Source organism: Isoptericola halotolerans, from assembly GCF_003003075.1.
In the GTDB taxonomy this organism is placed as follows: Bacteria; Actinomycetota; Actinomycetes; order Actinomycetales; family Cellulomonadaceae; genus Isoptericola; species Isoptericola halotolerans_A.
This window is the reverse complement of record NZ_PVTX01000006.1, coordinates 114,980-127,723: the sequence shown is the minus strand read 5'-3', so window position 1 is coordinate 127,723 and position 12,744 is coordinate 114,980. Positions and strand designations below refer to the sequence as shown.

The window sequence follows — 12,744 nt, the reverse complement described above, 5'->3', positions numbered from 1 at the left end:
TCCGCAGGCATCAAACCACCGGACGGCGAGCCACACCGGCCGGTTCGTGGATTTCATCCGCGCGGCCACGGCATTCACCCGCTCTCCGGGCCTTTTCACCCCTGCCTCACCTGCCGCGGTCACACCGTGCTCGGAATACTGAAACGGTCCGGCACAACACACAGGAGGCACTTCTATGTACGAGGCACCCAGCATCCGCGAGGTCGGCACGGTCGCCGACCTCACGCTCGAGGCGCAGTTCGACATCGACTACGACGGCGACCTGTTCCGTGGCGACAGGCACGGCGGCGGCGGCGTCTCCTGACGCTCCCCAGCACTCGGTCGGCGGCGCCCGCGGCACGGTCGCGGGTGCCGCCGATCCGTGCGGAGGTCGACATGGCCCTCGATGTACACCGCCCGACCCCTCGCGAGACCGCGTGGGCGTGGCTCCCCGGACTGGTCGACACGTCGCCCGGCCATCGGACCACGGCCGCGCCCCTCGACGTCCTGACGTCACGCATCGCGGACCGTGCCGGCGGCCGGCAGGTCTACGTCACCTTCTCCGGAGGACGAGACTCCTCGGCCGTCCTCGCGGCAGCGTGCCGCGCCACCGCGCTGGCCGGCACCCCGCCCCCGATCCCGGTGACGTTCGTCTATCCCGGGGTCGCCGAGGCCGACGAGTCCGAGTGGCAGCGGACCGTCGTCGACCACCTCGGCCTGCACGACTGGTGGCGGCTCCCCATCACCACGGAGAACGACCTGCTCGGCCCGGTCGCCCAGGACAGCCTGCGGCGGCACGGCCTGCTCTGGCCGGCCACCATGCACGCACGCGGCCCTCTGCTCGAGCGGTGTGCCGGCGGGGTCGTCCTCACCGGCGAGGGTGGCGACGAGGTCTTCGGCGATCGTCGGATCCGAGCCCTCCGGCGCACCGCTCGCCGACCGTTCGCGCCGGGAAGCCCTCGCCGCTCCGCGCTCACGGCAGTCTCACCGGCCGTTCTCCGCCGTCGCCGGCTGCGGGCGCCGATGTCGCTCCCCTGGCTCCGACCTGCCGCCCACGACGAGCTGGTCGAGCGGATCGGTGCCGACGACCTGGCCGAACCGCTGTCGTTCGGCGGCTCGCTGCGCTGGGTCGCGCGCCGTCGGTCGGTCACCGAGTTCTTCCGCACCTACTCCGCCCTCGCGGCCGAGCACCACGCCGAGGTCGCCCACCCGCTGCTCGACCCGACGTTCCTCGCCGCCGTGGCCCGCCGGCACCCGACCGGCTTCTCCTCGCGGACGGAGGGCATGCGCGCGGTGTTCGCCGACGTGCTCCCGGACGCCGTCCTCGCGCGCACCTCGAAGGCGACCTTCACCCTCGCCTACCTCGGCGCGGCGACGCGTGAGTTCGCACGGAGCTGGGACGGCAGCGGCGTACCGCACGACCTGGTCGACGCCGAGGAGCTGCAGAAGGCGTGGCTGGGCGAACGCCCGCCCGGCCCCACCGGCCTCCTGCTGCAGTCCGCCTGGCTGGCGAGCCAGGACCGCACGCGCGCCCGGGACGCGGCATGAGCCCCCGGCGGCAGGTGGGCGGGCTGCTGCGGGCAGCCCGGTCCGGGCTCGTGTACCTGGTGGCCGAGACGGGCCTGCGCACGGTCGGGCTGCGCCGGACCGCCGCCGTGCTGGGTCTGCGGCTCGGCGGAGCACCGGGCACGACACCCCGCGCCGCTTTCGACACGGCGCGGCTCACCGCCGGCGAGCTGCGCCGGCTGCGCATCGACCGCCGCGTGCTGCGTCTGCGGTGGGTGAACGGGACATGCCTGCGCACCGCCCTCGTGCTCGGCCACAGCCTGCGTTCTCGCGACCCCCAGATCGTGCTCGGCGTCCGCCGCGACGACGGCGGCCACATCAGGGCCCACGCCTGGCTGCGGATCGACGGCACGGACCTCGACCCCGAGGGCGCCGCCTGGCTGTACCGCGAGTTCGAGCAGGCCCAGACCACCGGGGGATCCGCATGACGTCGACCACGCTGTACGGGCTGTCCGTCGACTCCGACGTGCCGATGCCCTCGCGGCCGGAGTCCGTGACGGTCGACGGCACGGTTCGCCTCCGCCGCGGCGCAGACCGCAGCCACACCGACGAAGACCCGGCCGGTGAGATCATCCTGCGGTACGCGAGCCCAGAACGCCCCTGGTACACGGCGACCCGGTCGGACGACGGCTACCGGCTCCGGTTCCACGGGACCTGCGACTTCGTGCTCACACCCGACCTCGAGCACGTCACGCTGCACGCGGTGGAGGGCGCGGACTCCGGTGTGGCGCGCGTGCTCGCGTCCGGGGCGCAGATGGCGTTCCAGCTCTACCTGCGCGGGCACACGGTCCTGCATGCGAGCGCCGTGCAGCTCGAGGACGACGTCGTCGGGTTCGTCGGGCGGTCCGGCATGGGCAAGTCGACGATGGCGGCGCTGCTCTGCGCCGAGGGCGGCGCGCTCGTCACCGACGACGTGCTCCGCGTCGACCCGGCGGGCGACGACCACCTCGCTCGGCTCGGGGCGACGGAGCTGCGGCTGCGCAAGGGCGCGGACACCCTCACCGAGCGGTTCGGTGCGGACTCACCGCGCCGGGGGCGCAGCGCTGACGGCCGCGACCTGCTGGCACCGGGGCGTGAGCCGACGGACGCTCGTCCGGTCGGTGCGCTGGTCGTCCCGCTCCCCGACCGCACGTGCGAGGAGCTGCGTGTCGACCGGGTCCGCGGCGGGGCGGCGGCGTTCGCCCTCATGCAGTTCCCCCGGCTGCTCGGGTGGCGGGACCCGCGGGTGACCGCCCAGCAGTTCGCCCGGGTCTCTGCTCTCGCCGCGAGCGTCCCCGTCTTCACGGCGCGGGTGCCCTGGGGACCGCCCTTCCGCGAGCGCCTCGGGACTGAGCTCGTCGAGGCGCTGCGGGCTCAGGGTGCCGAGCTGGACCAGCCGTCGGGGAAGTACGCCCCGGCCTGAAGCTCGAACAGCTCGGCATACAGGCCGCGGCGGGCCATCAGCTCGGTGTGCGTCCCCGACTCGACCACCCGGCCCGAGTCCATGACGTAGATGCGGTCGGCGCCCCGCACCGTGGCGAAGCGGTGGGAGATGAACAGGGCGGACCGGCCGCGCAGCGTCGTGCGCAACGAGCTGAACAGGTCGTGCTCGGCCCGTGGGTCGAGCGCCGCCGACGGTTCGTCGAGGATGACGAGGTCCGCGTCCCGGTAGAACGCTCGCGCGATCGCGAGCCGCTGCCACTGCCCCCCCGAGAGGTCCGCACTGTCGTCGAACATCCTCGACAGCCGCGTCGCATACCCGTGGGGCAGGCGCGAGAGGGCGCCGTCGATGTCCGCGGCCCGCGCGGCCGCTCGGACGTCCTCCCGGCCGGCCGGGTCCTGGCGCGCGTCGATACCGGCCCGGTCCAGGGCGATGTTCTCCGTGGCCGAGAAGGCGTACCGGACGAAGTCCTGGAAGATGACCGCCACCCGGCTGCGCAGATCGTCCTGCGAGAGCTTGGCGTAGGGCGTCTCGCCCCAGAGGACGTCGCCGGCGTCCGGCTCGTACAGCCCTGCCAGCACCTTCGCCGCGGTGGTCTTGCCGGACCCGTTCTCACCGACGACGGCCACGACCTCCCCGCGACCGACCTCGATGGTCACGTCCTGCAACGCCTCGGTGCCGGACCCCGGGTACCGGAAGGACACCTTCTCGATCCGCGCGCCGTCGAACGGGGGAAGGTCGTCGGCGCCTGCGGGACCGGTCGCCTCGTCCGCGTGGTGCCGGAAGAACGCCTCGAGGTCGTCGAGGTAGAGCCCCGACTCGTGGATCTGCTGCACCCCGCCGACGAGGCCCTGGATCTGTCCCTGCAGCGCCCGGATCCCGACGATCGCGGCACCGGCGTCCGCGACACCCACCTCCCCGTTCGCGATGAGCACCACGAGCAGGAGCAGCGTCCCCACGAGGACGACGCCGGAGAGCACCTGCCCGAGGGTCGCCAGCCGCAACCGGCGCCCGAGGTGCTTGCGCAGTGCCTCGAGGTAGCTGTCGTACAACGCCCGGTACCGGTCCCGTAGCCACGGAGAGACCTGGAAGGCGCGGATCTCCTTCGCCTCGTCGCGGTTGGTCTGCACGTAGTTGACGTAGGTGCGTTCGCGCTGGTTGGTGGTCTGCGCCACCGTGAACCGGAACTCCAACGCACTCTCGCGGCGGCTGGTCAGCAGCACCGGGACGGCACCGACGGCCAGCAACGGCAGCAGCCACGGGTAGAGCGCGACGAGCGCGGCCCCGACCGCGACGCTCGACGCCACGGTCCCGATGACGGTGAACAACCCCTGGGTGACCTGGAACGGCCGGGTCATCGCGCTCTGGCGGACGCGCTGGAGGTTCTCGAAGAACTCGGGGTCCTCGAAGTTGCGCAGCGGCACCGTGGTGGCGACGTCCTGCACCTTCTCGTTCATCGAACGGGCGACGAGCTCGCCGAGGAGCCGCCGCACGCTGCCCTGCGCCACGGCGATCAGTGCGCCCAGCGCCATCAGGCCGGCCAGGGCCGCGACCGACCAGACGAGCCCCGGAGTCACCCCGGCTTCCGTCAGGTCGAGGATGCGCTCGAGGACCTGGGCGACCACGAGCACCTGCGCGCCGAGCGAGGCCGCCGCCACGATCTGGAGCGCCACCAGGGCCACGAAGAGCCGCGGGCTGCACGACCACACGAGCCGGGTCGAACGGCGGACCAGCTCGACGACCCGGCGGCCCCTGGACGTCGACGACCGCCCGCCGTGACCGTCACGACCGGAGGTAGCGGACCGGACGCCGCTCATCACCCTCCGCTCATGGCCGTGGCGAAGTAGGCCTCGCGAGCCTGTGGGTCAGGGACGTCCTGCTGCCACGGGCGGACCGTGTTCCGGCCGTGGCGGTGGCGCCAGCCCTGGTAGCGGGCCGCGACATGGTCCTTCCCGAGCCTCCACATGCTCGCCGGCACCGTGGGCCGGGCGGCCCCGTAGATGTTCCCCCCGAGCCTCCGGTCCCCCGGCAGACCAGGGAACGGGAGCAGATCGTCACGGGATCGCGCGAGCCGGCCCCAGACGCCGTCGGCGGCCTGCGCCAGGTCCCGGGACGGGACGCTGCCCCGACCAGCGACGCGGTAGGCCCGGTCGACGACGAGCGCCACGGGCACCGTGGCGTCCGCCCGTCGGCATCGTCGTGCCAGCTCCTCCCAGTCGACGCCCCGCGTCGCGTAGTAGACGTCGGCGAGCCACACCAACCGGTTGGCGCCCGCCTGGGCCGCGTGCACGGCCACATGGAGCGCCTGGTCTTCGGGGTCGAGCACCGGCATCGGCGCCACCGACAAATGGTGGTGGCGGCGCCGTGCGAGCATCGCGTCGACGTCGAGAGGAAAGGCACGCCGCACCGACGGAGCCACGGCCAGGTGCCAGTGCAGGTCGAGGGGTGTGCCGTGCCGCCCGACCATGGCCAGCTCGCCGCGACCCGACGCGCTCAACGCGGGCCAGTTGCGGTCGAGCAGACGGCCGCCCGTGGACTCGACGATCGCCACCGCGTCCCGGAACGACGCCGGTTCGACGAGCAGGTCGAGGTCGTAGTACTCCCGCATGTCCGCGTGCGGCCAGACGACGGAGGCGAGCGTCGCGCCCTTGACCACGACCCAGGCGATGCCGGCTCGGTCGAGGGCAGCACCGACGACCTTGAGATCCTCGAGCGCTCGCAGGTGCCTGAGCATCTGCCGGTGCTGGACCGCCCGCAACGGCGCGCGCCACCCGTCCGAGACCTCGGTCCACCCTCGCGTCGCTCGGGCGATCGCCGGCGAGATCCTGTGGAGGAAGCCCGCATCCACCACGTCGTCGCCGGCGACCGCCGCGAGGCCGTCGTCCCAGGTGGCGCACCGGTCGAAGGCAGCATCGAGGAGCAGCTGGGCCAGCGGCCGCAGCGGGCGACCGGCACCGGCCGACGCCCGTCGTCTCACAAGTACCACCAGCCGAGCATGACGCGCGCTCGGCACGCTCAACACCGCGAAAGCCGATTTCACCCGAGTGAAAGCGTGCCGGCGACCGACGGCGTCGTTCGGCTGAGCTGCGGCTACCGCGCCGCGGCCCCGGCCGACGCCGCGGCCGCCACCTCCCCGAGGATCACGGCGTCGATGAGCTGGCGTGCCCAGGTGAGCAGAGCGGCGCCGCGCAACGGCTTGCCACCGATCCGCGCCGTCGTCGGGAAGGGCACGAGGACCGCGCGGATGCCGGGCTTGAGGATCGTGCCCGGGTAGAGGCGCTTGAGCCGCATCTGGGCGGACTCGGGCAGGTCGACCGGCGCGAACCGGATGTGCTTGCCCTGGGCGGTCACGTCGGTGAGCCCGGCCCGGCGGGCGTGGTTGCGGAACTCCGCGACCTCGAACAGCGCCTCCGTGGGCTCGGGAAGGGCCCCGTACCGGTCCACGAGCTCCGCCCGCACCTCCCCGAGCGCGGCGGCGTCCTGCGCGGCGGCGATCTTCTTGTACGCCTCGAGCCGCAGCCGCTCGGTCGCGATGTACGACTCGGGCAGGTGGGCGTCCACCGGCAGCTCGATCGTCACCTCGGGCTGCTCCTCCTCCCGGTCGCCGCGGAACGCCGCCACGGCCTCCCCCACCATCCGCACGTAGAGGTCGAACCCGACGCCGGCGATGTGCCCGGACTGCTCCCCGCCGAGCAGGTTGCCGGCACCGCGGATCTCCAGGTCCTTCATGGCGATCTGCATGCCCGCACCGAGGTCGGTGTGGGCCGCCATCGTGGCCAGCCGGTCGTGCGCCGTCTCGGTGAGCGGCCGCTCGGGCGGGTACAGGAAGTAGGCGTACGCCCGCTCGCGGCCGCGGCCCACGCGCCCGCGCAGCTGGTGCAGCTGGGACAGCCCGAGGGTGTCGGAGCGCTCCAGGATGAGAGTGTTCGCGTTCGAGATGTCCATGCCGGTCTCGATGATCGTCGTGCACACCAGGACGTCGAGCTCCTTCTCCCAGAAGGCGCGGATGACCTGGTCGAGCTGCTGCTCGCTCATCTTGCCGTGCGCGACGCCGATCCGGGCCTCGGGCACGAGCTCGGCCAGCCGGGTCGCGGCCCGCTGGATCGACTCGACCTTGTTGTGCACGTAGAAGACCTGGCCCTCGCGCAGGAGCTCGCGCCGGATCGCCGCGGAGATCTGCTTCTCCTCGTACCCGCCCACATAGGTCAGGACGGGGTGGCGCTCCTCGGGCGGCGTGGCCAGCGTGGACATCTCGCGGATGCCGGTCACGGCCATCTCCAGCGTGCGCGGGATCGGCGTCGCGGACATCGCCAGGACGTCCACGTTGGTGCGCAGCTGCTTGAGCGTCTCCTTGTGCTCGACGCCGAACCGCTGCTCCTCGTCGATGATGACCAGGCCCAGGTCCTTGAAGTGCACCGACCCCGTGATGATCCGGTGGGTGCCGATCACGACGTCGACGGACCCGTCCTTGAGGCCTTCGAGCGTCTCGGCGGACTCCTTGGCGCTCTCGAACCGCGACAGCGCCCGCACGTTCACCGGGAACCCGGCGTACCGCTCGGAGAACGTGTCGAAGTGCTGCTGGACCAGGAGCGTGGTCGGCACCAGGATGGCGACCTGCTTGCCGTCCTGCACGGCCTTGAACGCCGCCCGCAGCGCGATCTCGGTCTTGCCGTAGCCGACGTCGCCGCACACCAGCCGGTCCATCGGCACGGACTTCTCCATGTCCGCCTTGACCTCGTCGATGGTGACGAGCTGGTCCGGGGTCTCGACGTAGGCGAAGGCGTCCTCCAGCTCGCGCTGCCACGGGGTGTCCGGGCCGAACGCGTGCCCCTGCGTCGCCATCCGCGCGGAGTAGAGCCGGATCAGCTCGCTCGCGATCTCCTTGACGTGCTTGCGGGCGCGCGCCTTGGTGTTCTTCCAGTCGGCGCCGCCCATCTTGGACAGGCTCGGCGACTCGCCGCCCGTGTACTTCGTGACCTGGTCGAGCTGGTCCGTGGGCACGAACAGGCGGTCACCCGGCTGGCCGCGCTTGGAGGACGCGTACTCGATGACCAGGTACTCGCGCGTGGCGGCGTTCGCCCCGGCGCCGAGCGTGCGCTGCACCATCTCGATGAACCGGCCCACGCCGTGCTGCTCGTGCACCACGAAGTCGCCCGCCGTGAGCTGCAGGGGGTCGACGACGTTGCGCCGGCGCGAGGGCATCCGGCGCATGTCCCGGGTCGTCGATCCCTGGCGGCCGGTGAGGTCGGACTCGCTGAACACGGCGAGCTGCAGCTCCGGCACCACGAAGCCCTTGCCCACCAGGGCGGGCGCGACGTGGACGACACCGCCCTCGGGTACGTCCGTGAGCTCGGTGACGAGCCGGGCGGCCGTGTCCGCAGCGCGGAGCTGTTCGGTCATCCGCTGCGCCGGGCCGTGGCCCTCCGTCGTCAGCACCAGGCGCCAGCCGGCCTTCTGCAGCCCCTGCACGTCGTCGAGCGCACGGGCGACGTCGCCACGGTAGGACTCCACGTCCCGCGCCGCGATCGTGAAGGAGGTGCCGTCGTCGGTCACCACCGGCTCCGCAGCCGCAGCGCCGTCGTCGGACGCGTCGGCGCCGGCCGGGTCGGCCCCGGACGCCAGCGAGAAGGCCGAGAGCGTCCACCAGCCGAGCCCGCGGCGCGCGGCGACCTCGCGGGTGTCGGCGAACGTCGCGAACGACGCGGCCGACAGGTCCAGCGGCGCGTCCCCGCCCGCGACGGCGCCCGTCCAGGCCGCCGCCAGGAACTCCTCGGTGGTCGCCACCAGGTCGTGGGCGCGACGGCGCACCCGCTCCGGCTCGTCGAGGACGAGGAGGGAATCGGGGCGCACCAGGTCCAGGACGGGCACCATCCGCTCCACCAGCGCGGGCGCGAGGGACTCCATGCCCTCCACCGCGATGCCGGCGGCGAGCTTGTCGAGCATGTCGATCGCGCCGGGGAGCTGCTCCGTCAGCTCCGCCGCCCGCGCCCGCACGTCCTCGGTGAGCAGGATCTCGCGGCACGGCGGCGCCCAGAGACCGCGGTCGGCGATCTCCAGCGACCGCTGGTCGGCCACGGAGAACCACCGGATCTCCGAGACCTCGTCGCCCCAGAACTCGAGGCGCAGCGGGTGGTCCTCCGTCGGCGGGAAGACGTCGAGGATGCCGCCGCGCACCGCGAACTCCCCGCGTCGCTCCACCATGTCGACGCGGGTGTAGGCCGCCGCGACGAGCCGGTCGCCGATGTCGGTGAGGTCCGCCGTCTGCCCCGTGTGCAGCTCGACCGGTTCCAGCTCGCCGAGCCCGTCGACCACCGGCTGGAGCAGCGCGCGCACGGGCATGACGAGCACCTGCACCGGGCCGGCCTGCGCGTTGCCCGGGTCGGCGTCGGGGTGGGCGAGCCGCCGGAACACCGCCAGGCGCTTGGCCACCGTGTCGGCGCGCGGGCTGAGCCGCTCGTGCGGCAGCGTCTCCCAGGCGGGCAGGACGGCGACGTCGTCCGCGCGGTCGTCGGGCAGGTACGCGCGCACGGCGGCCGCGAGCTCGTCGGCGTCGCGGCCGGTGGCCGTGACCACGACGAGCGGCCGGTGCCGGGCGGCCGCGGCCACGAACGGTGCACGCACGCCCTTCGGGCCGACGACGTCGACCTCGCCGCCGAGCGGCACTGCCTCCAGGGCGGCAGCCGCACCGGGTTCGGCGAGCAGGGCGGGGACGATGCCGGTGAGGTTCATTCAGGTCCTTGGGTCCAGGCCTTGCGGCACGGCGCACGACGACGGGCCCACCTCGCCCCCGGACGGGGCGTGCGGGCTACCGGTCCCAGGCTACGCCGGGCCGGCGACATCGGTCCCCGGAGCCCACGCGTCCCGTTGCCGGGGCACCGCGCCGCATTTCATCCACTGGTCGGATCGACCCCGTGCGGCACGCGGTGAATCATCGACAGGGTGAGGGGACATGCACGTGGGCGCCGCGCCCACTCCGTCCGCGCGGGGATCCTTGCCGGAGCCTTCGCCGCTCTCTTCGGCGTCGCGGTGCTCAGCCCGTGGGGCCAGTGGGCGGACGACGCCCTGTTCGGGGTCGTCGTCCGTAACGGGGAGCTCGTCCGGCCGGTCGCGGGGCTCCTGCGTGAGGCGCTCCCGCTGCTGATGGGAGCGGTCGTGCTCGTCCTGAGCCTCATGGCCCTCCGTCGGCGGACCTGGCCTCAACCGGTGACGCTCGGGGTGCTGACGGCGGGGTCGATCGTCCTCAGCGTCGCACTGCGGGACACGATCCTGGAACGTCCCGACTACGACCACCTGAGCGGCTACGCCTACAACACGTTCCCCAGCACCCACGCCACCGTGGCGGCCGCCCTCGGTCTGGCGACCATCGTGCTGTGGCCCGCGCGGACCCGTCTCGGGTGGACCAGGATGCGTGCCGTCACCCTGGCGACGGTCGCCCTGGCATGCCTCGTCAACGTCGCGACGTTCGCCCACCGCCCGGCCGACGTCGTGGGGTCACTGCTGCTGGTCGCGTGTCTCGCGTCGCTGGTCGGCGCGGCCGCACCGTCCCTCGTGCAGCCGAGAACCGCAGGATTTCACCCCGCGGAGGACGGCACTTCACCCCGGTAGCGGCCGCCACGGCGTGCAGCGCGCACATACGGTCGCCCTATGGCGAAATGGCGTTCTCGGCTCGTGCATGCGCTGATCGTGGCAGTCGGCGTGGCAGCGCTCAGCTCACCTGCCGCCGCAGAAGAGACGGCCGGCACGTCGTCGCCGGTCACGTGGTCCTGCACCGGCGACCCGTGCCCCTGGGGCGCCCAGCTGACCGGCAACGCCGCCGTCTGGCCCGACGGCATCACCAGCCGCTACGGCTACACCACCTCCGCCGGCATCTACCTGCCCGCCATCGCCGCCCACGGCACCACCATCACCATCACCATCGGCAACGCAGCCGTCTACGCCGGCCCCACCGACACCTCGCACAGCCGCCTCGCCCAGCTCTCCACCGGCGACAGCTACACCATCACCAACCTGCCCGACAGCCACGTCGTCTCCGTCCAGAACGACAACAACACCTTCGCCTACACCCTCACCGACGGTGGCGAACCCACCCCGACGCCGACGGCGCCGGAGCCCAGCCCGACGCCGACGCCGACGCCCACCCCGTCACCCGAACCCAGCGAAGAACCCAGCCCGGAACCCACCCCGACGGAGCAGGAACCCACCCCGACGCCCTCACCGACGCCGAGCGACGAGCCCACCCCGCCCCCCTCACCGACACCGTCTTCCACACCGACGGAGCCGGAGCCCACCGCGACGCCCTCACCGACGCCGAGCGACGAGCCCACGCCCACCCCGTCGCCGACGCCGTCGCCGTCACCGGAGCCCAGCGACGAGCCCAGCGACGAGCCCAGCGACGAGCCCAGCCCGGATCCCACACCGCCGCCGATACCCGAACCCAGCCCCGAACCGTCCGCGGCGGCCGGCACGTCGTCGCCGGTCACGTGGTCCTGCACCGGTGACCCGTGCCCCTGGGGCGCCCAGCTGACCGGCAACGCCGCCGTCTGGCCCGACGGCATCACCAGCCGCTACGGCTACACCACGTCCGCCGGCATCTACCTGCCCGCCATCGCCGCCCACGGCACCACCATCACCATCACCGACGGCAACGCAGCCGTCTACGCCGGCCCCACCGACACCTCGCACAGCCGCCTCGCCCAGCTCTCCACCGGCGACAGCTACACCATCACCAACCTGCCCGACAGCCACGTCGTCTCCGTCCAGAACGACAACAACACCTTCGCCTACACCCTCACCGACGGTGGCGAACCCACCCCGACGCCGACGCCCTCACCGTCACCCGAGCCCAGCGAAGAACCCACCCCGGATCCCACCCCGACGCCGACACCCACGCCGACACCCACGCCGACACCCACCCCGGATCCCACCCCGACGGACCCGGCGGCCACGCCCTCCCAGCCGGTGACGTGGACGTGCACGGGCAGCCCGTGCCCGTGGGGGCAGCAGCTCGCCGGCAACGCCGCGACCTGGCCCGAGTCCACGGGTGCGCAGTCGACGCGGCACGGGTACACGACCTCCGCCGCGATCTACCTGCCGGCCGAGTCGGCCAACGGCGACACCGTCACCGTCGCCAGCGGTTCGGCCGCGCTCTACGCCGGCACGCCCACCGGGACCCACCGCAAGATCGCGGATCTGGCGGCGGGCGAGCAGCACTCGATCTCCGGGCTGCGAGCCGGCGAGGTCGTCTCCCTCCAGAACGACGGTGCGTCGTTCACCTTCGCCGTCGTACCCGGCGACGCTCCCACCCCGGGCCCGGAACCGTCCCCCGAGCCCGAGCCCACGCCGTCCGTCCCTGCCGGCGCGGTCGTCATGGAGTCGACGCTGGCGCTGTGGCACTGCACGGACTATCCGGGCTGCGAGGACGACGGCTGGTCGCCCTGGGTGGGCGGAGCCGTGGCGTGGCCCGACTGGGCGGCCTACCCCGACAACGCCCGGGAGGGATCGAACGAGCGCATCGTGAAGTCTCTGGACGGCGAGGTGATCTACCCGTACATGGGGTCCTGGGCGGACGGCTGCGAGATCCTGGTCCTGGACGGTGACGTGCTGGTCGTCGAGTGGGAGCGCGGGACCGACGTGTGGCGATCGACCTATCTCGGCCCGGGCGACACCTACACGATCGACCTGGTCGCGCCGGAGGACGGGGTGCTGATCGAGACGCCCGACACGCCGACCACGTTCCAGGTGGCGCTGTCGAACTGCACGCCGCAACCGCTCCCCTGAGC

9 protein-coding genes are annotated in these 12,744 nt (G+C 73.0%); 6 read left to right on the top strand and 3 right to left on the bottom strand.

The features are described from left to right. Positions 1-175 precede the first annotated feature (175 nt). The 4 genes from BCL65_RS10075 to BCL65_RS10060 all read left to right on the top strand — a co-directional run bounded on the left by BCL65_RS10075 (position 176) and on the right by BCL65_RS10060 (position 2,947). On the top strand, positions 176-304 hold the full coding sequence (locus BCL65_RS10075) for a lasso RiPP family leader peptide-containing protein (RefSeq protein ID WP_106267616.1): 129 nt from the start codon (positions 176-178) through the stop codon (positions 302-304). Between the two features lie 71 nt (positions 305-375). Continuing rightward, positions 376-1,527, top strand: a complete 1,152-nt coding sequence (locus BCL65_RS10070; RefSeq protein WP_125206525.1) for an asparagine synthase-related protein — start codon at positions 376-378, stop codon at positions 1,525-1,527. Then, positions 1,524-1,973 (top strand): lasso peptide biosynthesis B2 protein, encoded by a 450-nt coding sequence (locus BCL65_RS10065; RefSeq protein ID WP_106267612.1) that lies wholly within the window; start codon positions 1,524-1,526, stop codon positions 1,971-1,973. The genes BCL65_RS10070 and BCL65_RS10065 overlap by 4 nt, the downstream gene beginning before the upstream one ends. Further along, complete coding sequence (locus tag BCL65_RS10060) at positions 1,970-2,947, top strand: hypothetical protein (RefSeq protein ID WP_106267610.1); 978 nt, start codon at positions 1,970-1,972, stop codon at positions 2,945-2,947. Before BCL65_RS10065 ends, BCL65_RS10060 begins: the two co-directional genes overlap by 4 nt. Here the strand turns inward: BCL65_RS10060 and BCL65_RS10055 are convergent. The 3 genes from BCL65_RS10055 to mfd form a co-directional block, all read right to left on the bottom strand. Next, positions 2,899-4,782 carry an ABC transporter ATP-binding protein gene (locus BCL65_RS10055; RefSeq protein ID WP_106267608.1) on the bottom strand — a complete coding sequence of 628 codons (1,884 nt, stop codon included), beginning with the start codon at positions 4,780-4,782 and terminating at the stop codon, positions 2,899-2,901. The genes BCL65_RS10060 and BCL65_RS10055 overlap by 49 nt on opposite strands. Then, a complete protein-coding gene (locus BCL65_RS10050; protein ID WP_165799986.1) occupies positions 4,782-5,942 on the bottom strand; it encodes a nucleotidyltransferase family protein in 1,161 nt (386 codons plus the stop codon). The genes BCL65_RS10055 and BCL65_RS10050 overlap by 1 nt, the downstream gene beginning before the upstream one ends. Positions 5,943-6,055: 113 nt before the next feature. Beyond that, positions 6,056-9,694 (bottom strand): transcription-repair coupling factor, encoded by a 3,639-nt coding sequence (gene mfd / locus BCL65_RS10045; protein ID WP_106267606.1) that lies wholly within the window; start codon positions 9,692-9,694, stop codon positions 6,056-6,058. 210 nt (positions 9,695-9,904) lie between these two features. Between mfd and BCL65_RS10040 the strand changes: the two genes are divergently transcribed. Both BCL65_RS10040 and BCL65_RS17990 read left to right on the top strand, forming a co-directional pair. Continuing rightward, positions 9,905-10,570, top strand: a complete 666-nt coding sequence (locus BCL65_RS10040; RefSeq protein WP_125206526.1) for a hypothetical protein — start codon at positions 9,905-9,907, stop codon at positions 10,568-10,570. Positions 10,571-10,660: 90 nt separating this feature from the next. Further along, positions 10,661-12,742: a hypothetical protein gene (locus BCL65_RS17990; protein WP_181340733.1), complete on the top strand. Its 2,082-nt coding sequence runs from the start codon at positions 10,661-10,663 to the stop codon at positions 12,740-12,742. Positions 12,743-12,744 lie beyond the last annotated feature (2 nt).